The organism is Saccharopolyspora indica, assembly GCF_027853965.1.
Lineage (GTDB): Bacteria > Actinomycetota > Actinomycetes > Mycobacteriales > Pseudonocardiaceae > Saccharopolyspora > Saccharopolyspora indica.
Map to the genome: position 1 here is coordinate 14,510 of NZ_JAQGLB010000025.1, position 24,209 is coordinate 38,718.

The window sequence follows — 24,209 nt, forward strand, 5'->3', positions numbered from 1 at the left end:
CTCAGTGCTCCGATCCGGTCAGGGCGAGGAAGGCTTCGTCCAGCGTCGCGTCGGTGACGCGCAGCTCGCGGGCGGCGATGCCGCGGCGGGCCAGCAGCGAGAGCACCGATTCGACGGTCTCGTCGGTGCCGTTGACGACCAGCCGGTCGCCCTGCGACGTCGCCGATGCCGCTCCGGGCATCGCGGCCAGCTCGGCCGCGTCGAGCCCGCCTCGCGGCACGAAGGACATGACGACCGAGGCGGGCGACCGGTTGATGAGCCCGCTCGGCGCGTCGAGCGCCACCACCTGGCCGCGGTCGAGCACCGCGACCCGGTCGCACAGCCGCTGCGCTTCCTCCGTGAAGTGGGTGACCAGCACGACCGTGACGCCGCTGGCCCGCACCTCCTCGATCAGCTGCCAGGTGTCCCGGCGGGCCCGCGGATCCAGGCCGGTGGTGAGCTCGTCGAGCACCACGACCTGCGGATTTCCGATCAGGGCCAGCGCGATGAACAGCCGCTGCTGCTGGCCGCCGGAGAGCGCGGCGAAGCGGGTGCCGAACCGCTCGGTGAGCCCGAGGCGTTCCGCGAGCGCCTGCCAGTCCGCCGGGTCCGGGTAGCAGGCGGCGTGCAGTTCCAGCGCTTCGCGCACGGTGATCTTGGGTTGCAGCTGGGCGTCCTGGAGCTGCGCGCCCAGGACGCGGGTGAGCCGGTCGCGATCGGCTGCCGGGTCGAGCCCGGCCACCCGCACCGTTCCCGAGTCGGGTTCGCGGAGCCCTTCGACGCACTCGGCGGTGGTCGTCTTGCCCGCGCCGTTGGGGCCGAGGATCCCGAAGATCTCCCCCGCTTCGACGGCGAAGCTGATCCCGTCCACGACCGGTCTTCCGGCGTAGGACTTGCGCAGCCCGTCGACTTCGATGATCGCCATGCCCAGCAGTGTCGCGAGCAGCGGCGGCACCGGGCATCGACCGGCTCGCTCGACCTGGCATCAGCCGATCGGCTGATGGGTCAGAAGCGGAGCTTGGGCTTGCCCTCGCGCTCCCAGCGGCGCCACAGCTCGGGCATCTCACCGGCCAGCCACTGGTAGAACTCGTGCACGGTGCGCAGGCGACGGGCGCGTTCGCCCTGGCCGCTGAACATGCGCAGCCCGGCCGCGGTCAGCTCCTCCAGCGCGGTGACCCGCTGCATCCGGTGCCGCACCAGCTCCGGCCAGCGGTCCTCCTCCACCCGGTACAGCGCCGCTTCGCGGCCCTGCCGGGTCGTCTTGGAGACCACGCCGAGTCGCATCAGCAGCCGCACGTTGGTGCTGATCGAGCCGGTGCTGGCGGCCAGTGCCAGGGACAGCTCGGCGGCGGTGCGCTCCGGCGGGTCGCAGACGAGCAGGAACGCCAGGACCCGCCCGGCGATCAGCGGCATGCCTTCGCTGGCTTCGAAGTGCGCCGCCATCTGCTCGATCCACTCCGACATGGCCGGTCGGTCGGTGCGCTGCACGTAGTCGGGCACGACGGCTCCAGGTGATCGAGTTCAGTACTCGCTGAAAAGGTAAACCACAGCGAAGACTTCGACCAGCCGCCGACCGGCGTGTCGCGGAGCGGACGAGATCAGCTGGTGCGCGCGCCCATCGTCCGGCGGTGCCCGGCGCCGATCTTCATCGCGCCGACGGTCTCGCCGTCCCACTCGTGGGCCGACAGCCCCTCGACGGCCTCGACCAGCGCGTTGCCGGTGGCAACATCGGGCACCATGACGTCGCCGAAGCGGCCGTCGTCGCCGACCAGCACGACGCGGGCACCGGCCTGGCCCAGGTTCTCCACGACCGCGCGAGCGGACTTGCCGTGCGCGGCGACGAACGCCTTGGCCGTCGCGATCGCCTTGGGCGAAGGTGCGGTGGTGGTCTCTTCGGTAGCCGTCATGACCGAATCCTAAATGAGCCCGCCGGGAAGATCCGACGGCGCGGGCCGGTTGCAGCAGACGAGGACGACAGCGAAGGAGTCAGCATGCGAGCCATCCGGGTAGCGGCCAACGGTGGGCCCGAGGTCCTGCAGCTCACCGAGATCGAGGCACCGGAACCGCAGCCCGGCCAGCTGCTGGTCGAGGTCGCCGCGAGCGGGGTGAACTTCATCGACACCTACCAGCGCAGCGGCGTCTACGCGATGCAGGTGCCGTTCACCCCCGGTTCCGAGGGCGCCGGCGAGGTCGTCGCGGTGGGCGAAGGCGTGACCGGCTTCGCCGTCGGCGACCGCGTCGCCTGGGCGATGGCGCCGGGCAGCTACGCCGAGCGGGCGCTGGTGCCCGCCGACAAGGCGGTCCGGGTCCCGGCCGGCGTGGACATCCGCACCGCGGCCGCGGCACTGCTGCAGGGCCTCACCGCGCACTACCTGGTCACCTCCACGCACCCGGTGCGCACCGGGGAGACCGCGCTGGTGCACGCCGCCGCGGGCGGCATGGGACTGCTGCTGACGCAGCTGGTCAAGCACCTCGGCGGCAACGTCATCGGCACCGTGTCCACCGCCGAGAAGGAGAAGCTGGCGCGCGAGGCCGGGGCCGACGAGATCATCCGCTACACCGAGGAGGACGTGGCCGCCACGGTCGCCGACCTCACCGACGGGCGCGGCGTGGACGTGGTCTACGACGGGGTCGGCAAGACCACCTTCGACGCCAGCCTGGCCAGCCTCCGCCCGCGCGGCCTGCTCGCGCTGTTCGGCGCGGCGAGCGGCCCGGTGCCCCCGGTGGACCCGCAGCGGCTGAACTCGGCGGGTTCGGTGTTCCTGACCCGCCCCAGCCTGGCGCACCACATCCTGACCCGCGACGAGCTGGACTGGCGGGCCGGTGAGCTGTTCGACTGGATCGCCACCGGGGTGCTCGACATCCGCATCGGCGGCACCTACCCGCTGGAAGACGCCCGCCGCGCCCACGAGGACCTGGAAGGCCGCCGCACCACGGCGAAGCTCCTGCTCCTGCCGTGATCGCCCTGCCTGCCCCGGTCCGCGTGACCGGGGCGGGTCTACAAGGACGGCCAGCCGAGGACCGGCAGGCCCAGCGCCGAGTCGACCGCCAGCGCCACGAACACGATCATCAGGTACGTGTTGGACATGTGGAACAGCTTCATCGGCTTGGTCTTCTCGCCGCGCTTGGTCGCCGCGTGCAGCCGGTGCGCCAGCAGCAGGAACCACGCGCCCGCCAGCACCGCGAAGGCCGCGTAGAGCCAGCCGGTCGCCGGGACCAGCAGCAGCGTCCAGAGCACCATCAGCCAGGTGTAGGCGACGATCTGGCGCGAGACGTGGGTCGGCGCGGCGACCACCGGCAGCATCGGGACGCCGGCGCGCTCGTAGTCGTCCTTGTACTTCATGGCCAGCGCCCAGGTGTGCGGCGGCGTCCAGAAGAAGATCACGCCGAACATCACCAGCGCGGGCCAGTCGATCCGCCCGGTCACCCCGGCCCAGCCGATCACCACCGGCATGCAGCCCGCCGCGCCGCCCCAGACGACGTTCTGCGCGGTGCGGCGCTTGAGCACCAGGGTGTAGACGAAGACGTAGAACAGGATCGTGCCGACCGCCATCGACGCGGACAGCAGGTTCGCCGTCGCCCAGAGCCAGGCGAAGGAGCCCACGCCCAGCACGATGCCGAAGACCAGCGCGTGCCGGGTGGACACGGTGTGCCGCACCAGCGGGCGCGCCCTGGTGCGCTTCATCACCTGGTCGATGTCGGCGTCGGCCACGCAGTTCAGCGCGTTCGCGCTGCCCGCGGCCATGGTGCCGCCGATCAGCGTGGCGATCACCAGCCACGGCGACGGGATGCCCCGCTCGGCCAGCAGCATCGCCGGGATGGTGGTGACCAGCAGCAGTTCGATGACCCGCGGCTTGATCAGGCCGACGTAGGCCTTCAGCAGCTCGGCGGGGCGGCGGGCGTGCTGCTGGCGGGAGGTGTCGGCGGTGGTGGTCACGGCGCTGCGCTCACCGACGACATGGCACTCCTTGGGCATCTCGGACGACCGGGGCCGACCCTCGCGTGACGCGGGGATCAACCGCCTGTGAATAGTAGGCGCGCTACTGAAGCCCGCCACGCGCGGGTGGCCGGGAAACCCTCGGTGACCCTGGTCACGCAGCGTTGCCGGTATTCTGGGGGCGTTCGGCGATCAGCCGGAGATCCGGTCGCCGTGCAGCGCGAATTCGACCCCTTGGCGCAGGGTCGGCGCCATCGCACCGCCGCCCCCGCAGGCGGCGGGACGGCAATTGAGACGGGTCGGCGCGTGGCCGATCGGACACGACTAGGCTGCCCGTCGGACGAGGGATAACCGCGGTTCGAATCGGTCCAGCGACCGCATTCACCCGTCAACGGGATACCGCCGAAGGAAAAACTTGGAGCTGCGTCCGTGTCCGTCACCGACGACCTTGCCCGCTTGACCACCAAGCGACTGCCCGAAGACTGGAGCGAGCTGGACCAGCGCGCGGTGGACACCGCTCGCGTGCTGGCCGCCGATGCGGTGGAGAACTGCGGCAGCGGCCACCCCGGCACCGCGATGAGCCTGGCCCCGGCGGCCTACGCGCTGTTCCAGCGCGTCATGCGGCACGACCCGAACGACCCGGAGTGGATCGGCCGCGACCGCTTCGTGCTGTCCGCGGGCCACTCGAGCCTGACGCTGTACGTGCAGCTGTTCCTGTCCGGCTACGGCCTGGAGCTGGAGGACCTCAAGCAGCTGCGCAAGTGGGGTTCGAAGACCCCGGGCCACCCGGAGTACGGGCACACCGCCGGGGTGGAGACCACCACCGGCCCGCTGGGGCAGGGCCTGTCCACCGCGGTCGGCATGGCCTTCGCCGCCCGCCGCGAGCGCGGTCTGTTCGACCCGGAGACCGCCGCCGGTGAGAGCCCGTTCGACCACCACATCTACGTGATCGCCTCCGACGGCGACATCGAGGAGGGCGTCACCTCCGAGGCGTCGTCGCTGGCCGGTACCCAGCAGCTGGGCAACCTCACGGTGATCTACGACGCGAACGAGATCTCCATCGAGGACGACACCGCGATCGCGCTGTCCGAGGACACCGCGAAGCGCTACGAGTCCTACGGCTGGCAGGTCCTCACCGTGCACGGCGGCGAGGACGTCAAGGGCCTGCTGGAGGCCATCGAGACCGCCAAGGCCGAGACCTCCCGCCCGACCCTGATCGTGCTGCGCACGGTGATCGGCTACCCGGCCCCGACCAAGATGAACACCGGCAAGGCGCACGGCGCCGCGCTCGGTGCCGACGAGGTCGCCGGGGTCAAGAAGGCGCTGGGCCTGGACCCGGAGCAGTCCTTCCAGGTCGACGCCGAGGTGCTGGCGCACGCCCGCGAGGTCGTGGCCCGCGGCGAGGCCGCGCACGCCGAGTGGAAGATCGCCTTCGACAAGTGGGCGGCGGCCAACCCGGAGCGCAAGGCGCTGCTGGACCGGCTGGCCACCCGCGAGCTGCCCGCCGGCTGGCAGGAGAAGCTGCCGAGCTGGGAGGCCGACGGCAAGTCCATCGCCACCCGCAAGGCCTCCGGTGAGGTGCTCAACGCGCTGGCCGACGTGCTGCCCGAGCTCTGGGGCGGTTCGGCCGACCTGGCGGAGAGCAACAACACCACGATGAAGGGCGTCGACTCGTTCGGCCCGGCGTCGATCTCCACCAGCACCTGGACGGCCGACCCCTACGGCCGCACGCTGCACTTCGGCATCCGCGAGCACGCGATGGGCGCGATCCTCAACGGCATCGCGCTGCACGGCGGCACCCGCCCCTACGGCGGCACCTTCCTGGTGTTCAGCGACTACATGCGTCCCGCGGTGCGGCTCGCCGCGCTGATGAAGGTCCCGTCCATCTTCGTGTGGACGCACGACTCCATCGGCCTCGGCGAGGACGGCCCGACGCACCAGCCGATCGAGCACGTGGCCTCGCTGCGCGCCATCCCGGGCTTCTCGATGGTCCGCCCGGCCGACGCCAACGAGACCGCGGCGGCGTGGCAGAAGATCCTGGAGGACCCGAGCGGCCCGGCCGGTCTGGCGCTGACCCGCCAGGGCGTGCCGACGCTGGAGGGCGTGAGCACCGAGGGCGTGGCCAAGGGCGGTTACGTGCTGGCCGAGGCCGGCAACGGCGAGCCGCAGCTGGTGCTGATCGCCACCGGCTCCGAGGTGCAGCTGGCCGTCGAGGCCAGGAAGGTCCTGGAGGCCGACGGCGTTGCCACCCGCGTGGTCTCGATGCCGTGCGTGGAGTGGTTCGACGCGCAGGACGAGGCCTACCGCGAGCAGGTGCTGCCGAAGTCGGTCAAGGCCCGCGTCTCGGTCGAGGCCGGCATCGCGATGCCCTGGTACCGGTTCGTCAAGGACGCCGGCGAGTCGGTGTCCATCGAGCACTTCGGCGCCTCGGCGGACTACAAGACCCTGTACAACGAGTTCGGCATCACCGTCGACGCCGTTGTCGCGGCGGCCCGGCGCAGCCTGAGCAACGCCCAGCAGGCGTGAGCGGAGGAATCCCTGTGACCACCAACCAGAACCTCAAGGCGCTCAGCGAGGCCGGGGTGTCGATCTGGCTGGACGACCTGTCCCGCCAGCGGATCACCTCGGGCAACCTCGCCGAGCTGATCACCGACCAGGCGGTCGTCGGCGTCACCAGCAACCCGACGATCTTCGCCAACGCGCTGTCCAACGCGGCCGACTACAACGAGAAGGTCCGCGAGCTGGCGGCCCGCGGCGCGAGCGTGGACGACACCGTCCGCGAGCTGACCACCGCTGACGTGCGCGACGCCGCGGACATCTTCCGCAACGTCCACGAGCAGTCCGGTGGTGTCGACGGCCGCGTCTCGCTGGAGGTCGACCCGCGGCTGGCGCACGACACCGACCGCACCGTGGCCGAGGCCGTGGACCTGTGGAAGGCCGTGGACCGGCCGAACCTGATGGTCAAGATCCCGGCCACCGTGGAGGGCCTGCCCGCGATCACCCGCGTGCTGGCCGAGGGCATCAGCGTCAACGTCACGCTGATCTTCTCGGTGCAGCGCTACCGCGACGTGATGGACGCCTTCCTGGCCGGTCTGGAGCAGGCGAAGGCCAACGGCCACGACATCGCCCAGATCGCCTCGGTCGCGTCGTTCTTCGTGTCCCGCGTGGACACCGAGATCGACAAGCGGCTGGAGAAGATCTCCGGTGGTGAGGCGCTGCGCGGCAAGGCCGCGATCGCCAACGCCCGCCTGGCCTACGCGGCCTACGAGGAGGTCTTCGGCGGCGAGCGCTGGAAGGCGCTGGCCGCCGACGGCGCCAAGGCGCAGCGTCCGCTGTGGGCTTCCACCGGCGTGAAGGACCCGGCCTACTCCGACACCCGCTACGTGGACGAGCTGGTCGCGCCGAACACGGTGAACACCATGCCGGAGGCGACGCTGAAGGCCACCGCCGACCACGCCGACGTGCGCGGCGACACGGTCAGCGGCACCGCCGCCGCCTCGCAGCAGGTCTTCGACGACCTGGCGAGCGCGGGCATCGACCTCGACGACGTGTTCGCGGTGCTGGAGCGCGAGGGCGTCGAGAAGTTCGAGAAGTCCTGGAGCGAACTGCTGGACACGGTCGCCCAGCAGCTCGAGCAGGCCAAGTAAGCGTTGTGGCGGGGCCGGTTCGCGAACCGGCCCCGCCGCCGCGTCTCCGGGCCGCACCTGCCCGGATGGGCGACACTGTGGTCGCACGAAGTTGGCTTCCAAGATCGAATCCCGGAAGGCCAGATCGAACTGGGGTTCGACCCAACAAGTCGAGCGCTGTTAAGGAAGTACATGGCAACCGAAATTTCCGTCGACATTCCCGATGTGGCGCTAGCGGCCGAGGCCCGACCGCTGGTCGAGCGGTTGGCCGCCGATGCGGTTGCCGGCAAGCTCGCCGCCCAGGACGCCGCGCTGTGGGGTCCGGACGCCGAGCCCGAGGCATCCATCCGGCTGTCCTGGACGACGCTGCACGAGAGCTCCCGCCCGCTGCTGGCCGAGATCGACGCGCTGCGCGCCGAACTGCACGCCGAGGGCCTGGACCGCGTGGTGCTGGCCGGCATGGGTGGCTCGTCGCTGGCCCCTGAGGTGATCACCGCGACCGCCGGGGTTCCGCTGGTCGTGCTGGACACCACCGATCCCGGCCAGGTCGCCGACGCGCTGGCGGGCGATCTGGACCGCACCGTGCTGGTGGTCTCCTCGAAGTCCGGCACCACCGTCGAGACCGACTCGCACCGCAGGATCTTCGAGCAGGCCTTCACGCAAAACGGAATCGATCCTGTGACCCGGATCATCGTGGTCACCGATCCCGGTTCCCCGATGGAGACGGCCGCCCGCGAGGCCGGCTACCGCAAGGTCTTCACCGCCGACCCGCACGTGGGCGGCCGCTACTCGGCGCTGACCGCCTTCGGCCTGGTGCCCGCGGGCCTGGCCGGTGCCGACGTCTCGGCGCTGCTGGACGACGCGGCCGCGGCGTTCCGGCGGCTGAGCACCGATGACGCGGACAACCCGGCCGTGCAGCTGGCCGCCGCGCTCGGCGCGGCGCACGCCGGTGGCGCGGAGAAGGTCGTGTTCGCCGACACCGGTTCCGGCATCAAGGGCTTCGGCGACTGGGTGGAGCAGCTGATCGCCGAGTCCACCGGCAAGAACGGCACCGGTCTGCTGCCGGTCGTCGTGGAGGGCACCGACGCGCCCGGTTTCGCCGACGCGGGCGAGGACGCCACCACGGTGGCGGTCGGCCCGGCCGTCAAGGGCGCGAAGATCAGCACCACCGGTCCGCTGGGCGGGCAGTTCCTGCTGTGGGAGTTCGCCACCGCGCTGGCCGGCCGGCTGCTGGGCATCAACCCGTTCGACCAGCCCGACGTGGAGGCCGCCAAGAAGGCCGCGCGGGCGCTGCTGGACGGCCCGGCCGGTGGCCCGGCCGCGACACCGGTGCTGGTGGACGGTTCGATCGAGGTGCACGCCTCCGGCGAGTGGCTCTCCGCCGGGGTCGGCACGGTGGCCGAGGCGCTGCGCGCGTTCCTGGCCGCTGCGCCGAAGAACGGCTACCTGGCGGTGCAGGCCTACCTGGACCGCCTCGACGACGCCTCGGCCGCGGTGCTGCGCCCGGAGCTGGCGCGCCGCAGCGGGCTGCAGACCACCTTCGGCTGGGGTCCGCGGTTCCTGCACTCCACCGGCCAGTACCACAAGGGCGGTCACCAGAACGGCGTGTTCCTGCAGATCACCGGCGACGCCGAGCAGGACCTGCAGGTGCCGGAGCGGCCGTACACGCTGTCCGGTCTGCAGCGCGCTCAGGCGCTCGGCGACGGGCAGGTGCTCGCCGACCACACGCGGCCGGTGCTGCGGCTGCACCTCACCGACCGCGCGGCCGGACTGGTCGAGCTGGTCAAGGCAGTGCAGGACCTGGCGCGAGGAGGTGCGCGGTGACCCCGCCCGACCAGCAGTGGCAGAACCCGCTGCGGGATCCGCGGGACAAGCGGCTGCCCCGGATCGCGGGCCCGTGCGGCCTGACGATCTTCGGCGTGACCGGTGACCTGTCCCGCAAGAAGCTGATGCCGGCGATCTACGACCTGGCCAACCGGGGCCTGCTGCCGCCGGGCTTCGCGCTGACCGGGTTCGCCCGCCGCGACTGGGCCGACCAGGACTTCGGCCAGGTCGTCTACGAGGCGGTCAAGGAGCACGCGCGCACCCCGTTCCACCAGAGCGTCTGGGACCGGCTGGCGGAGGGGATCCGGTTCGTGCCGGGTTCCTTCGACGACGACGAGGCCTTCGACCGGCTCGCCGAGACCGTCAAGCAGCTCGACGCCGAGCGCGGCACGGGCGGCAACCACGCCTTCTACCTGTCGGTGCCGCCGTCGGCGTTCCCGACGGTGCTCAAGCAGCTGTCCCGCTCCGGGCTGACCGACCAGTCCGGGGACAGCTGGCGGCGGGTGGTCATCGAGAAGCCGTTCGGCCACGACCTGGAGAGCGCGAAGCACCTCAACCACATCGTCAACGAGGTGTTCCCCGAGGACTCGGTGTTCCGCATCGACCACTACCTCGGCAAGGAGACGGTGCAGAACCTGCTGGCGCTGCGCTTCGCCAACCAGCTGTTCGAGCCGATCTGGAACGCGCACTACGTGGACCACGTGCAGATCACCATGGCCGAGGACATCGGGCTGGGCGGTCGCGCGGGCTACTACGACGGCATCGGCGCGGCCCGCGACGTGATCCAGAACCACCTGCTGCAGCTGATGGCGCTGACGGCGATGGAGGAGCCGGTCTCCTTCGCGCCGCAGGACCTGCGCGCGGAGAAGGTGAAGGTGCTCTCGGCGACCAAGCCGGTCGGCCCGTTCGACGAGACCACCGCGCGCGGCCAGTACACCGGTGGCTGGCAGGGCGGTTCGCTGGTGCCGGGGCTGCACGAGGAGGGCGGGTTCGCCGCCGACTCGATCACCGAGACCTACGCGGCGATCACCCTCGAGGTGGAGAGCCGGCGCTGGGCCGGGGTGCCGTTCTACCTGCGCAGCGGCAAGCGGCTGGGCCGCCGGGTCACCGAGATCGCGGTGGTGTTCAAGCGCGCGCCGCACCTGCCGTTCGACAGCACGATGACCGAGGAGCTGGGGCAGAACGCCCTGGTGATCCGGGTGCAGCCGGACGAGGGCGTGACGATGCGCTTCGGCGCGAAGGTGCCGGGCACCTCGATGGAGGTGCGCGACGTGACCATGGACTTCGGTTACGGGCACGCCTTCACCGAGTCCTCGCCGGAGGCCTACGAGCGGCTGATCCTGGACGTGCTGCTGGGCGAGCCGTCGCTGTTCCCGGTCAACGAGGAAGTCGAACTGTCCTGGAAGATCCTCGACCCGGTGCTGGAGCACTGGGCCGAGCGCGGCAAGCCGCAGCCCTACAAGGCGGGCACCTGGGGCCCGCCGTCGGCGGACGCCATGCTGGCCCGCACCGGACGCGTCTGGAGGCGACCGTGATCATCGACCTGCCGTCCACCACGACCTCGCAGGTCAACAAGAAGCTGGTGGAGCTGCGCGAGACCGGCGGCGCGGTCGCGCTGGGCCGGGTGCTGACGCTGGTGGTCGTCACCGGCGACGGCACCGAGGTGGAGAAGGCCATCCAGGCCGCCAACGACGCCAGCCGGGAGCACCCGTGCCGGGTGATCGTGGTGGCCAGCGGCGCGCGGCAGGCCGCGCCCCGGCTGGACGCCCAGATCCGCATCGGCGGTGACGCGGGTGCCTCCGAGGTGATCGTGCTGCGGCTGTACGGGCCGCTGGCCGACGAGGGCGCGGGGTCGGTCGTCCCGCTGCTGCTGCCGGACGCCCCGGTGGTGGCGTGGTGGCCCACCAACGCCCCGGAGGTCCCGTCGAAGGACCCGATCGGCGCGCTGTCGCACCGGCGGATCACCGACGCGGCCAACGAGGCCGACCCGATCGCGGCCCTGCAGAAGCGCCTGCAGTCCTACGCCGACGGCGACACGGACCTGGCCTGGACCCGGCTGACCTCGTGGCGCGCGATGCTGGCCTCGGCGATGGACCTGCCGCCGCACGAGCCGGTCACCTCCGCCACGGTGACCGGTGCGGCGGACTCCCCGTCGACCGATCTGCTGGCCGGGTGGCTGGCCAGCTACCTGCAGGTCCCGGTGCGCCGGGTGGACCACCCGCGCGGGCCGGGCATCGTCTCGGCGGTGCTGGAGCGCCCGTCGGGCAACGTGGAGATCGTCCGCCCGGACGGCAAGGTCGGTGTCCTGACCCAGCCGGGGCAGCCGGACCGCCGGGTGTCGCTGCACCGCCGCGAGGTCCGCGACTGCCTCACCGAGGAGCTGCGCCGCCTGGACCCGGACGAGATCTACGAGGCCACCCTGGGCGGCCTGGACAAGATCGTCCGCGATGACGAGCCGGAGCAGCAGGAGGACGAGTCGTGACCCGCGTGGTGGTGCACGACTCGGGCGAGCTGCTGGCCGCCGCGGCGGCAGCGCGGCTGATCACCGCGCTGGTGGACGCCCAGGCCGCGCACGGCGTGGCCTCGGTGGTGCTCACCGGTGGCCGCACCGGCATCGGCGTGCTGGAGCAGGTCCGCCGCTCCCCCGCCCGCGACGCGGTGAACTGGTCCGATGTGGACGTCTACTGGGGCGACGAGCGGTTCCTGCCGGACGGCGACCCGGAGCGCAACGAGACCCAGGCCCGCGAAGCGCTGCTGGACCACGTCGCGGTGAACCCGGAGCGGGTGCACCCGATGGCCCCGTCGGACGGCAAGTTCGGCGCGGACGCGGATGCGGCCGCAGCGCACTACGCGGAGGTCCTGGCGACCAAAGCGGCCCCGGCCACCGACATCGCGGTGCCCCGCTTCGACGTCCTGCTGCTGGGCGTCGGCGAAGAGGGCCACACGGCGTCGCTGTTCCCGGACACGCCGTACGTGAAGGAGGCGGAGCGAACGGTGGTGGGCGTCCACGACTGCCCGAAGCCGCCGCCGACCCGCATCTCCCTGACCCTCCCGGCGATCCGGGCGGCGTCGGAGGTCTGGCTGATGACGACCGGAGCGGCCAAGGCCGAACCGGTAGCGGCAGCCCTGGCCGGTGCGAAGCCGGTGGACATCCCGGCAGCGGGAGCCCGCGGTCGCGACCGCACGCTCTGGCTCCTGGACGCGACAGCGGCGACCCAGCTCCCCACCGGAAGCTGACCCCAACAGCGAGTGGCGCCCTGACTTTCCGGGGCGCCACTCGGCGTTTTCAGCTCTCGCAGCTCAGCCCTCAGCAGACTGCGCTTCGTCAGCGAACACCTCGTCGAAAGACCTACTGCGCTCACTGCCTAACCTGCCGAGATACCATCCCCTACGGTCTTCGTTGTCCGCTAGATACTCATTCAGCACCTGGCCGCGCAACGCTCGGTGCCTCGAGTGGAGTCAGTATGAACGGTGACGGGGAGCCACGTCGCCTAAGGTCGTCACGGCACCGTTCACGCAGCCACTTCATCAACCTCGTCAACGGTGCCAGCTTCGATTCCAACAACCTCAACCTCTACCCCCCACTCCTCCAGCAAGTTCACCGTCTGCGCAAGCGCGACCTGCGAAAACGCGAACAGTGAGTCCGGAGTGAGCGCCACCCCCTTCTTGAGCAGGATCGCGAACACAACACGCTTTGGCTTGAAGTCCTTCGGGATGATACGACCACTGACATCCTGTACCTTGCGTACGAACCGTTCACGGATCTGAGCGTTACCAAGCAGCATCTGCACTGCCACAAGCCCCTGGTGGAACAGGTGACTCAGAGCATCGGACGCGCTCGCCTGCTTGACCATGACCAGCGTGCCGTCAGCGGAGAGCAGATCGCAAACTTCCAGCGTGTCCGGCGATTTCAGCGGATTCCTCACCGCTTTCTTATCCAGGCAAATAAGTCCGGCGGATGGGCATCGTCGTGGGGCGTTTGCGTTGTAGTCACCTTCCTTCTCCCCCGGTTCCCACTTCGGCAGCTCCACTGACGCACTCGGGACAATCACCCGAGTCACAGTGTTGACGATCTCGGGCAAGTAGCGTTCGCCGAGCTCGTACCACTGGTTGTCAGTGAGGTGGAACCGGCGGGATCCGAGCGACACATTGGCTTCCAACCACCGGATCAGTGGGTCAGTAGCGAGATCAGCCGAGACCCGATCGTGGACACGCCGAAACAGTGCCACTTCCGCATCACGCAACGCCGACGCACGATGACCGGCCCGGTGCATGGCCAATCTCTTCAGCACGTAGTTCAGGTCAAACTCGTCGGAGTGACGCCACTCAGACTTACTGATCTTGATGCGGTAATCCCGCGCCGCAGCGATCTCATCAAGACGGTTGTACGGCATCGCGGCGGTGACGAGCCCACCGTCCGGATCACCCAACACGTCGTCCAGGACTTGATCCAGCTCTGCCAGAGTGGCTTCATCACGAACCGGCCGGACATGCTCGATGAATTCCAGCGCGCGGTGAGGCCGGTTCTGACAGCACACCCGAGCGACCTCGCGGATATCGGCTACCAGGTTCTTCGCCTCGATACCGAGCGGAAGCTGAAGCCCGAACCCTCCGTCGACTCGAACGAGCGTTTCATTGCCAAGGCGGGTCCGCGTCAACGCCACCCCGTGGACCTCGCCTGCGACCTTACGCACGATCCGCAGATACTCGTTGACGCCGAGGCGGCTCACCGGCGCACCGCCCGCAATCATGGTGATATCCGTGCGCCCCTCACCCAGCACTTTCGACGTCATCCCGAAGACCGCGTTGGGGTCCACCGCCCGAAGTGCGAACGACAGGCCAAAGTTCGTGTCCTTAAGCCGGTCAGGAATCAGCCGGAATCCCTGGTCAAAACCGATGGCGTAAACCTGACCGTCAACGGCCAGCACCAGCACTGCGGAAGATCGCCAGCTCGGCTCGACCACGTCGCATCCTGTGGTGCGCCGGACTTCTGGGCACCATTCCGCCTCATCGCGCACGTCGTTCACGATCACGAGCAAGGCCGGGACACCAAGCTCGGCGAAGTGCGGCGCCACCTGAACTTTGTGATCAAGTGCATCGAGGCGGTCGCGATCCAGCGCTTTCCGCAGACCGTCGGTGGTCGCTGGTATACCGACAAGTCGGTAGAGCGTGTGCTTGGACGTGTTGGTCGTCACGTGCTTCTCCACGGTTCCGCGCCGGAGTCAGACCTCCGAGCCAGACGGGGAAGATCGGAACCACTTCGACAGTGACAGCTGGTTCGGAACGCCTCCATCGTTTCCCCGATAAAGGGGCTTATCAGAGAAGAACTGGACTAGTATCCCGAAGGGGCTAACGTTGCCATGATCGGAAAGGAGGGCAGCCGTGACGGATCCGGAAGCCACGTTGACGCTTAGTGACATCGCCGCACTCGCACATGTGCAGCGTGCAGTGGTGAGCTCGTGGCGCAAGCGTCCTACGGTGTACGGCCGATCCTTCCCGTTTCCGTCACCGATCGACGACACGCCCGGAAACCCGCGGTTCCGCCAAGAAGAGGTCGTCAAATGGCTGCAAGCCACCGGGCGGGGCAACAACCCGGACATCCACTTGGATGCCCCGGCATGGAGCACTCCCGACGGTGTGTCGCTTGAGGAGCTCGTGGCCCTGCTGTGTCTACGGTCCATCACCGGCGAGGAGCTCGGCGAGCTGCCACACGACGCGCTCGTGGACCTAGCGGAGGAGATCGACCAGGAGGATCAGTTCCTGCTGCGCGAGATCCGCACTTCTACCAGCGCCGGAGCGCGCCATACGGACGACGTCTCCGAAGCCTCCCATGGACCGGCCGAGGCGTTGGATCTGCTGGAACGAGGTCGTGTCGGCCGCGAACACGCCACCCGTGGCCTCACCGATGCAGCACTTGACCTGGTGCGCACGGTCGCGACCGCGTGTGCACGGGAGCTCGCTCCTGCCGGCGTTCCCCTAGTTCACACCGGCGGATCGCACCGGCTATCTCTAACGGTCGCGGTCGACTTCGCCGAACTGATCGTGCCCGACTCCGAATCGGGCGATGATCATCGCGCCCTGCTTCAACGCGCAATGATCCAAGGCATCGAGACCAGCAGCGACACCGCACTGCCGAGCGTCCACCTCCACTCAGTCCTCGGCTCGGATACGAGCTCCACGCTCGACGAGATCGACGGGGTCATCCTGGGGCTGGGACAATCGGATGTGGCGGTGATTCTCGGTCCGGCGTCGGCGCTGTGCGACGAGCTCCAAGGAAACGACGAGCAAAACCGGGCAGAAACGCTCCGTCCGGGCAATGTGGTCTTTGCCGCCCGACTACCTCGCGGTCTTTGGCGAGAGGCACATCGTCAGGCGCTCGGGCTATGGGTCTGCGCCGGACGTGGTGACGCACGGTTGCGGGTCACCGACATCGCGACACTCGACGATCTCGATGCCCCCGACGTAGCCGCGGACGTCGTGGCCGCGCTACGAGATGACTCATCCCGAGCGTTCCGCTATGCGCGGTTGCGCGAGCTCTCAGCTGTCCTGGGCAAGCAACCCGTCGTTCCCCGGGGAACTCGCGCGGCACGGTTCGTCACCACCGAACCCACCGACCACCGCGACCGTGTCATCGCCGCAACCCAACGCACTGCCGAACCGCTGCCCGGATTCGACGTCTTCGTCGACCCCACCATCGGCACCATAGATGTAAGCGGACTATCGCTAGGGCAGCTGCAGCAACAAGGGCTTCTGAAGATCAAACGAGGGAAGCGCTACGACCAGAGTAATCACGACCCAGACGGCACGGTCGACGTTGTCGACGCGTCCGGACCAACGGGCATTCGACTGGACGCATTCAAAGCCACCCAGCTCTATCCGCACGCCACCCGCACTGAGCCCGGCGACATTGTGTACGTCAAGGACAGGCCAAAGGCTTGGGTCGACCCGATCGGAGGATCGCTGCTTCGGGCTCCCGCCCGGGTCTTCCGCCTGGCCCGCGGGGCTGGGATCGGCCCGCATACGCTGGCAGCGATCATCAACCGACTTCCGGACACGGCCGGTGATCCCCTGGCGTGGAACATCCCTAACCTGGGGAACGGCGCGGAGGGACTTGACGCCGCGCTCGCCGCCGCCTCCGCTTACGAGGCACGACTGCGCGAGCGCTTGGCCGCTGTCCAGGACTTGACCGGACGCATGATCAACGGGGTCGCCGAAGGTGCGATCACCATCGCCGGCCACGGTGAGAACAGAGGAAGAAGGATCGAGGATGCCTCCCCGCAAGAAGAAGGAGCCGTCGGCGCCGTCGACGATGAAGGAACTCAAGGACACGCTCTGGAAGGCCGCTGACAAACTGCGTGGTTCGCTGTCAGCCAGCCAGTACAAGGACGTGATCCTCGGGCTGGTGTTCCTCAAGTACGTCTCCGATGCCTACGAGGAACGCCGAGATGCCATCCGCGCCGAACTCAAGGCCGAGGACTACGACGAGGAACAGATCGCCGAGCTAATCGACGAACCTGAGGAGTACCAGGGCTACGGCGTGTTCGTCGTGCCCCCAGTCGCACGATGGTCATACCTCGCGGAGAACGCGAAGGGGACCTTGTTCGCTGGCAACGAGCACTCCAAGACGATTGGGCAGCTCGTCGACGAGGCGATGGCGGCGGTCATGACGGAGAACCCAACGCTACAGGGCACACTCCCCCGCCTCTACAACAAAGACAACATCGACCAGCGCCGCCTCGGCGAGCTGATTGACCTGTTCAACAGCGCCCGTTTCTCCCGCCAAGGTGAGCACAAGGCCCGTGACCTCATGGGCGAGGTCTACGAGTACTTCCTCGGCAAATTCGCCCGCGCCGAAGGCAAACGCGGCGGTGAGTTCTTCACTCCACCCAGCGTTGTCAAGGTCATCGTCGAGGTCCTCGAACCCGACAAAGGCCGTGTCTACGACCCGTGCTGTGGTTCGGGCGGCATGTTCGTGCAGACCGAAAAGTTCATCTACGACCACGATGGCGACCCGAAGCAGGTCGCGATCTACGGCCAGGAAAGTCTCGAAGAAACCTGGCGCATGGCCAAGATGAACCTTGCCATCCACGGAATCAACCACAACGGGCTCGGCTCTCGCTGGGGTGACACCTTCGCCCGCGACCAGCACGCCGAAGTCCAGATGGACTACGTGATGGCGAACCCACCATTCAACATCAAGCACTGGACCCGCAACGAGAACGACCCACGCTGGAAGTACGGTGTGCCCCCAGCCAACAATGCCAACTACGCCTGGCTCCAGCACATTATCTCCAAGCTCAAGCCCAATGGCGCGGCCGGTGTCGTCATGGCCAACGGCTCGATGTCGTCGAACTCGAACGGTGAGGGCGCGATCCGTGCACAGATCGTTGAAGCCGATCTCGTCTCCTGCATGGTTGCCCTACCCACCCAACTGTTCCGCAGCACCGGAATTCCGGTCTGTGTCTGGTTCTTCGCAAAGAACAAGAAAGCCGGAGACTACGCAGGAGTCGACCGCTCGGGCGAAGTTCTGTTCATCGACGCCCGCGAGATGGGCTACATGGTCGACCGCGCCGAACGCGCGCTGTCCGATGAAGAAATCGTCCGCATCGGCGACACCTACCATGCCTGGCGCGGAACCCGCTCCGCCGCCAAGAAAAACCTCACCTACGAGGACGTGCCCGGGTTCTGCAAGTCGGTGACGCTGGCCGAGATCAAGACAGCCGACTACGCCCTTACGCCCGGACGCTACGTCGGAGCGCGCGAAGTCGAAGACGACGGAGAACCCATCGACGAGAAGATCGCACGACTCACCAAGGAACTCCTGTCGACGTTCGACGAGTCAAACCGACTGGAACAGGTCGTACGCGAGCAGTTGGGGCGGATCGCATGAAACTTGACGACCTATGTTCACACATTGTGGACTGCGAGCACAAGACCGCACCGATCGACGAGTCCGGCGAGTACTTCGCCGTGGGAACTCCGGCCATGCGCGATAACTCCATCAACTACAGCGAAGCCCGCCGGATCAATCGCGTAACGTACGAAGCCTGGACCCGGCGACTCGATCCCAAGCACGGGGACATTCTTCTCGCACGAGAAGCACCTGTCGGGCCGGTAGTGCGGATTCCAGCCGAAGAAAACGTCGCTCCCGGCCAACGCACCGTACTGCTTCGACCTGATCCATCGGCGGTGGACTCGCAGTTCCTCTATTACTACTTGATCTCACCGATCAGGCAGTCGGATCTGCAGGTCAACGCTTCCGGGTCAACGGTTCCACACCTGAACGTCGCCGACGTACGCGCTTTCCCCACGCCGAACGTGCCGAATCTTCCCGAGCAGCGGGCGATTGCGGAGGTATTGGGGGCACTCGACGACAAGATCGCCGCCAACGAACGAGCCCAGCGGCTCGCAAGCCAGCTCGCACGAGCTTTGTTCGATCGCGCAGCGAAGCTCGGCGTCAGGCACATCGTTCGCGATGTCACGGAGATCATCACCAGAGGGGTCACACCGAAGTACACCGAGGACGGCGGCATCACTGTTCTCAATCAGAAGTGCGTCCGGAACCAAAGGGTCAACCTGGCACCAGGCAGGGCCACCTTGTCGTCGTCCACACGCGATAACAAGATGCTACGTCTCCACGACGTGCTGGTGAACTCAACCGGATTCGGAACCCTGGGGCGTGCAGCGCGCTGGATTCGCGGTATGGACGCGACCGTCGATTCCCACATCAGCATCGTGCGCTTCGACGCGAACCTCGTTGATCCCGTTTGCGCTGGCTTCGGCCTGCTGCGTCTTGAGAAGCAGATTGAGAGCCTTGCCGAAGGAAGCACCGGTCAGACGGAGCTTCGGCGCGACCTTCTCGCAGGGCTCGAAATCCTCGTCCCGCGCAGCGAAGAGCAGCAAGCGGTCGGAGCCGAGTTGGCGACGCTTGATGCCCATGCTCTCGCTCTCGAAGAAGAGTCCCATATGCTCGCGAAAACCCGCGACTCCCTCCTTTCCCTCCTGATGTCGGGGAAGGTTCGGGTTCGTGATGCCGAAAAGGTCGTTGAGGAGGCCGTGTAAATGTCGCAGGTCGGGTTCAGTGAGGCGGACTGGGAGCAGCTCGCGCTGGAGGAGCTGGCGGAGCGGGAGTGGCAGCACCTGCCGGGTACCGCGATCGCTCCGGGCACGGAGCATGGTCGCACGTCCTGGGATGACCTAGTGCTCAAGGATCGTGCGGTGGCACGGATGCGGGTGTTGAACCCGCAGGTGCCCGTGCAATGGCTGGAGCAGGCGTTCGCGGAGCTCGTCCAGCCCGAATCGCAGGACCCGATCAGCGAGAATAGGCGGCTGCACGATGCACTGGTGCACGGCTACCGCAAGATCACCTATGTAGATTCAGACGGTGTCGAGCAGACACCGACGATCCGCCTGGTCAGTCACCGGCCGGAGGATAACGAGTTTCTGGCCGTCAACCAGGTCACCGTACGATCGCTGGAGCATGAGCGGCGATTCGACATCGTCTGCTATCTCAACGGGTTCCCGGTTGCGTTCTTCGAGTTGAAGCAGGCGGGGGCAGAGCAAGCGGATCTCGGTGCCGCGCACGCACAGCTCGACACGTATTTGCGTGAGTTTCCGATGACGTTTCGGTTCACGGTACTCACCGTGATCAGCGACGGCATCACTGCTCGTTACGGAACACCGTTCACTCCGCTTAATCACTTCTCGCCATGGAATGTCGACGACGACGGCAAACCGATCAACCCCGACGACGTCGGCGAAAGTCAGCACCAGCTGGAGCTGGAGTACCTCATCGACGGGGTGTTCAACACCGAACGATTCCTCCAGTTGCAGCGCAACTTCGTCGCGTTCGACGAAGGCGCGGACGGATACGTGAAGCGGATTGCCAAGCCACACCAGTACTTCGCGGTTACCAAGGCCGTCGGCACCACCGTCGAAGCCGCGGCCAGTAACGGCAAGGCCGGCGTTGTCTGGCACACCCAAGGCTCCGGCAAGTCGATGGAGATGGAGCTCTACACCCATCTCGTCGGCACCCAGCCCGCGCTGAAGAACCCGACAGTCGTGGTCATCACCGACCGAAAAGAACTCGACGGCCAGCTTTTCGACACCTTTGACCGGTCACTGCTGCTTGCGGAAAGCCCTGTTAAAGTCACCACCCGGTTGCAGCTGCGCAAAGAGCTGACCGACCGCACCACCGGTGGTATCTACTTCACAACGCTGCAGAAGTTCGGGCTCAGCAGGGCTGAAAAGGACTCCGGGGCTGACCACCCACTGCTGTCGAATCGGCGCAACATCATCGTCATCGCCGACGAAGCGCATCGCAGTCACTACGACGACCTCGACGGCTACGCCCGACACCTCAAGGACGCGCTACCGAACGCGGTACTAATCGCGTTCACCGGCACACCGATCTCGTTCTCCGACCGCAACACCCGCGAAGTCTTCGGCCGGTACATCGACATCTACGACCTGAGCCGAGCGGTCGAGGACGGCGCGACGGTCCCTGTCTACTTCGAACCCCGGCTCATCAAGATCGGTCTGACTGAGGACGTCTCCGAAGACGATCTCGATCAGGCGGCCGACGAAGCCACGACCGGGCTCGATGACGTCGAACGCGCCCAGGTCGAACAGTCCGTCGCAGTCATCAACACCGTCTACGGCGCGCCCAAGCGCATCGCCACACTGGCCTCCGACATCGTCAAGCACTGGGAGACTCGCTCGTCGGCGATGGAGAAGTTCATCTCCGGGCCCGGCAAGGGCCTGATCGTATGCAACACGCGGAAGATCTGCGCCGACCTCTACACCGCGATCAAGGAATTGCGTCCCGACTGGCACGACGACGCCATCGACAAGGGTGTCATCAAGGTCGTCTACTCCGGGACCGCCTCCGACAAGCCGCCAATCTCGCAGCACGTGCGCAGAGAAGGCGAGAACAAGACCATCAAGCAGCGCCTACGCGATCCGGATGATTCACTACAGCTAGTGATCGTCAAGGACATGATGCTCACCGGCTACGACTCGCCGCCACTGCACACCCTCTACCTCGACCGGCCGCTCAAGGGCGCGCTGCTCATGCAGACTCTCGCGCGCGTCAATCGCACGTATCTGGGTAAAGAGGACGGACTCCTCGTCGCCTATGCGCCTCTGGCCGATAACCTCAACAGAGCGCTCGCCGAGTACACCCAAAGCGACCAGGAGAACAGGCCTGTCGGCAAGGACGTCAAGGAAGCCATAGCACTCACCACCACGCTGCTGTCCCAACTTGAAGTGCTCTGTTCTGGATATCCATGGCGCGAAACGCTAAAGAAGAACGGCAAAAAAGGGTTCGTCTACGCCGCGCAAGGACTCACCAACCACCTCCGCTCCGCTAACACCTCTGGAAACCAGGTTAAGCCAGGCGAGGAGACGCTCGGTGACCGGTTCCGAAAACTCAGTAACCAGCTCGCCCGAGCCTGGGCACTGTGCTCCGGTAGCGAAGAGTTGGAAGAACTTCGCCCCTCCGCACGTTTTTTCGAAGAAGTTCGGGTATGGATGGCGAAGTTCGACGCGCAGGAACGGCGGGCCGAAGGTAAACCCGTTCCCGAAGACATCCAGCGAATGCTCGCCGCTCTCGTTGACGAATCCACCGGCACCACCGGCATCGTCGACATCTATGAGGCCGCGGGCATGCCCAAACCGTCGCTGTCCGAGCTCACACCTGAGTTCCAGCAGAAGGCGCAGCGAGCCAACAACCCGCATTTGGCCATCGAGGCGCTACGATCACTGCTAACCGAGGAATCAGGCCGCGTCACCCGGTACAACCTCGTCCGGCAACGGGCGTTCTCCGAACGAATCACCGAACTCATGCGCAAGTACACTAACCAGCAGCTCACCTCTGCCGAGGTCATCGCTGAACTCATCGAGCTGGCCAAGGAAGTCGCTACCGAAGGCGACCGAGGCAAGAAGTTCGAACCGCCATTGGACACCGACGAACTCGCCTTCTACGACGCCGTCTGCACCAACGAGTCCGCCGTCGACCTTCAAGGAGATGACGTACTCGCTCAGATTGCCCGCGAGCTTGTCAGCATTATGAACCGGGACAAGAAGACCGACTGGACCGTCCGCGACGACGTCCGCGCCAAGCTTCGCTCGTCGGTGAAGAGGCTGCTGGTTAAGTACAAGTACCCGCCGGACAAGCAGCCCGAAGCCATCAAACTCGTCATCGAACAGATGGAGACGATGGCGCTACGAGACGCAGCACGGACGCTTTAACCCACAGCCCGCTCATGTCAGCAGATGAGCGACGCCGCCGTTCGGATGAACGCATCAGACCGACAGGACCAAACAACAGTAACCTCGCCGAGCTCGAGAAGCTCACCGGTTACATTGCCTGAACGCACTGAACCAGCCCAGGAGATCCACGTGCCCGAAGCTGAAATTCTCCTCGACGCAGACACCCTTCTCGAAGGACTCCAGGCGCTTCGAGAACGTCGCGACGAGTCGATCGAGACCAACATCGACATCCTCCGTGATCCAGCACGGAGGATCCAAGAAATCAGATTCGAAATCGACGATCAACTGGCCGAGAGCGAATTCACCATGGTGGAACAGTCCGTTACTCACGCGATCGGCCTCATCAACACGGCAGTCGACGACGCGCAGCTCGACGAACTTTGCCGCCTGGCATCGATCCACCTTCCCGGCGACCCGGAGCCGAACCCGTTCGAAGCACCCGACCCCAATGCGTTCCTTCGCACCGTTGGGCCCGAGCTCCCAAAGTTCGGAGAGATAGCGCCTCGGGCTTCATACGACGAAGACGCCTTCATCGACGCGCTAAAAGCTCATCGTGACGTATGTGCGCAACGCATTCGTGACCTTCTGGAGCAGTTCTCCTCTGACTTATGGCCAACGGCGTTGGAGTACGCTGGAGTCGGAAGTGCCAGCGTCCTCGCAGCAACGCTGGAGGCATGCCAAAAACTCGCCGATGACCTACGCGAAGCGTACGAGCTGTGGATCCTCTGGCTCAACGAGCTTTACACCGACAACCCGTCCCATCTCGGCACCGTCGGCGAAGTCACGCACGACGCAATGAACTTGTTCATCAAACGACACCGCACTGGTGGACTGAGCTCCCAGTAGCGAAGTTCGAGTCGCTGGCAGCCGAACCCCCTGTTCAAGGAAGTCTAGTGTCGAGGGGTCAGACTCTATGCCGCTGATCTCTCGACACTATAAACTGCCGCCCAAACAAAAGCCCAGGTCTTCGACCTGGGCTTTGCGCTCCTCCGACTGAACTCGAACCAGTAACCCTTTGTTTCGTGTTCACTGAAGATGCGCTGCACGCAGCGGTGGGCAGCCCTGAAGTCATGCACGGGCAGCGCGCCCACGTTCTGCGACTCATCGACGACAACGGCGCGATCGTGCAGGTACTGCCTCACGGGGTCTACCAGAACCCGGAGCTGGGTGGCGGCTTCACGGTATTCGGCTTCGGCGACAAGGGAGGCCCGGTCGGCTTCTCCAACGTCGTCTTCGGGCCATCGACCTACTACCACGACCAGAGCGACACTGAGATCATGCTCCGTGGGTTCGACCACCTTTGCGAACTCGCACTGAGCCTCGAGGAATCCCGAGAGCTCATCGAGAAGACCCTGGAGAGTTCCTGATGAGTCGACGCGAACAAGACACCAGCTGGTTCAAGAGCACGCGAAGCACCTCGGGCGGGGACAACTGCGTCGAGGTGCGTCTGCTCGACGACGCTGTGCGGGTTCGCGATTCGAAGGCTCCTGACGACGGCGTGCTGGCCTTCGACTCAGCAGCTTGGAACGCGTTCCTCAGCTCATTACGCAGCTGACAGCGCGCACCTCGGC

At 66.8% G+C, this 24,209-nt stretch carries 19 protein-coding genes; 14 read left to right on the forward strand and 5 right to left on the reverse strand.

Annotated features, from left to right (window positions below; genetic code table 11):
- Position 1: 1 nt before the first annotated feature.
- From OU416_RS34975 to OU416_RS34985, 3 genes are all read right to left on the reverse strand, one after another.
- The gene (locus OU416_RS34975) at positions 2–904 is read right to left on the reverse strand and encodes an ABC transporter ATP-binding protein (RefSeq protein ID WP_270931361.1); all 903 of its coding nucleotides are present in this window, start codon (positions 902–904) and stop codon (positions 2–4) included.
- 80 nt (positions 905–984) lie between these two features.
- On the reverse strand, positions 985–1,479 hold the full coding sequence (locus tag OU416_RS34980; RefSeq protein ID WP_270931362.1) for a GbsR/MarR family transcriptional regulator: 495 nt from the start codon (positions 1,477–1,479) through the stop codon (positions 985–987).
- Positions 1,480–1,577: 98 nt separating this feature from the next.
- Positions 1,578–1,886, reverse strand: coding sequence for a hypothetical protein (locus tag OU416_RS34985; protein ID WP_270931363.1), 309 nt, complete (start codon positions 1,884–1,886; stop codon positions 1,578–1,580).
- Positions 1,887–1,970: 84 nt separating this feature from the next.
- Between OU416_RS34985 and OU416_RS34990 the strand changes: the two genes are divergently transcribed.
- A complete protein-coding gene (locus tag OU416_RS34990; RefSeq protein ID WP_270931364.1) occupies positions 1,971–2,939 on the forward strand; it encodes a quinone oxidoreductase family protein in 969 nt (322 codons plus the stop codon).
- Between the two features lie 38 nt (positions 2,940–2,977).
- Here the strand turns inward: OU416_RS34990 and OU416_RS34995 are convergent, their stop codons facing one another.
- Entirely contained in the window at positions 2,978–3,955 is a 978-nt protein-coding gene (locus tag OU416_RS34995; RefSeq protein WP_270931365.1) for a heme o synthase, read from the reverse strand.
- Positions 3,956–4,345: 390 nt separating this feature from the next.
- Here OU416_RS34995 and tkt point away from each other — a divergent pair, with 390 nt between their 5' ends.
- The 6 genes from tkt (at position 4,346) to pgl (ending at position 12,603) form a co-directional block, all read left to right on the forward strand.
- The gene (gene tkt, locus OU416_RS35000) at positions 4,346–6,442 is read left to right on the forward strand and encodes a transketolase (RefSeq protein ID WP_270931366.1); all 2,097 of its coding nucleotides are present in this window, start codon (positions 4,346–4,348) and stop codon (positions 6,440–6,442) included.
- Between the two features lie 14 nt (positions 6,443–6,456).
- The gene (gene tal / locus OU416_RS35005; protein ID WP_270931367.1) at positions 6,457–7,563 is read left to right on the forward strand and encodes a transaldolase; all 1,107 of its coding nucleotides are present in this window, start codon (positions 6,457–6,459) and stop codon (positions 7,561–7,563) included.
- 171 nt (positions 7,564–7,734) lie between these two features.
- On the forward strand, positions 7,735–9,366 hold the full coding sequence (locus OU416_RS35010) for a glucose-6-phosphate isomerase (RefSeq protein WP_270931368.1): 1,632 nt from the start codon (positions 7,735–7,737) through the stop codon (positions 9,364–9,366).
- Positions 9,363–10,901 carry a glucose-6-phosphate dehydrogenase gene (gene zwf, locus OU416_RS35015; RefSeq protein ID WP_270931369.1) on the forward strand — a complete coding sequence of 513 codons (1,539 nt, stop codon included), beginning with the start codon at positions 9,363–9,365 and terminating at the stop codon, positions 10,899–10,901. The genes OU416_RS35010 and zwf overlap by 4 nt, the downstream gene beginning before the upstream one ends.
- Positions 10,898–11,848 (forward strand): glucose-6-phosphate dehydrogenase assembly protein OpcA, encoded by a 951-nt coding sequence (gene opcA, locus OU416_RS35020; RefSeq protein WP_270931370.1) that lies wholly within the window; start codon positions 10,898–10,900, stop codon positions 11,846–11,848. Before zwf ends, opcA begins: the two co-directional genes overlap by 4 nt.
- A gap of 5 nt (positions 11,849–11,853) precedes the next feature.
- A complete protein-coding gene (gene pgl / locus OU416_RS35025; protein WP_372907281.1) occupies positions 11,854–12,603 on the forward strand; it encodes a 6-phosphogluconolactonase in 750 nt (249 codons plus the stop codon).
- Between the two features lie 275 nt (positions 12,604–12,878).
- Here the strand turns inward: pgl and OU416_RS35030 are convergent, their stop codons facing one another.
- The gene (locus OU416_RS35030; RefSeq protein ID WP_270931372.1) at positions 12,879–14,561 is read right to left on the reverse strand and encodes a DUF6119 family protein; all 1,683 of its coding nucleotides are present in this window, start codon (positions 14,559–14,561) and stop codon (positions 12,879–12,881) included.
- 187 nt (positions 14,562–14,748) lie between these two features.
- Between OU416_RS35030 and OU416_RS35035 the strand changes: the two genes are divergently transcribed.
- The 7 genes from OU416_RS35035 to OU416_RS35065 all read left to right on the forward strand — a co-directional run bounded on the left by OU416_RS35035 (position 14,749) and on the right by OU416_RS35065 (position 24,193).
- The gene (locus OU416_RS35035; RefSeq protein ID WP_270931373.1) at positions 14,749–16,713 is read left to right on the forward strand and encodes a hypothetical protein; all 1,965 of its coding nucleotides are present in this window, start codon (positions 14,749–14,751) and stop codon (positions 16,711–16,713) included.
- Positions 16,634–18,256, forward strand: coding sequence for a class I SAM-dependent DNA methyltransferase (locus tag OU416_RS35040; protein WP_270931374.1), 1,623 nt, complete (start codon positions 16,634–16,636; stop codon positions 18,254–18,256). Before OU416_RS35035 ends, OU416_RS35040 begins: the two co-directional genes overlap by 80 nt.
- Positions 18,253–19,428, forward strand: coding sequence for a restriction endonuclease subunit S (locus OU416_RS35045; RefSeq protein WP_333779674.1), 1,176 nt, complete (start codon positions 18,253–18,255; stop codon positions 19,426–19,428). The genes OU416_RS35040 and OU416_RS35045 overlap by 4 nt, the downstream gene beginning before the upstream one ends.
- On the forward strand, positions 19,429–22,617 hold the full coding sequence (locus OU416_RS35050; protein ID WP_270931376.1) for a type I restriction endonuclease subunit R: 3,189 nt from the start codon (positions 19,429–19,431) through the stop codon (positions 22,615–22,617).
- Between the two features lie 150 nt (positions 22,618–22,767).
- Positions 22,768–23,484 carry a hypothetical protein gene (locus OU416_RS35055; protein ID WP_270931377.1) on the forward strand — a complete coding sequence of 239 codons (717 nt, stop codon included), beginning with the start codon at positions 22,768–22,770 and terminating at the stop codon, positions 23,482–23,484.
- Between the two features lie 89 nt (positions 23,485–23,573).
- A complete protein-coding gene (locus OU416_RS35060; protein ID WP_270931440.1) occupies positions 23,574–24,005 on the forward strand; it encodes a Scr1 family TA system antitoxin-like transcriptional regulator in 432 nt (143 codons plus the stop codon).
- A complete protein-coding gene (locus OU416_RS35065; RefSeq protein WP_270931378.1) occupies positions 24,005–24,193 on the forward strand; it encodes a DUF397 domain-containing protein in 189 nt (62 codons plus the stop codon). Before OU416_RS35060 ends, OU416_RS35065 begins: the two co-directional genes overlap by 1 nt.
- The last annotated feature ends 16 nt before the right edge of the window (positions 24,194–24,209 follow it).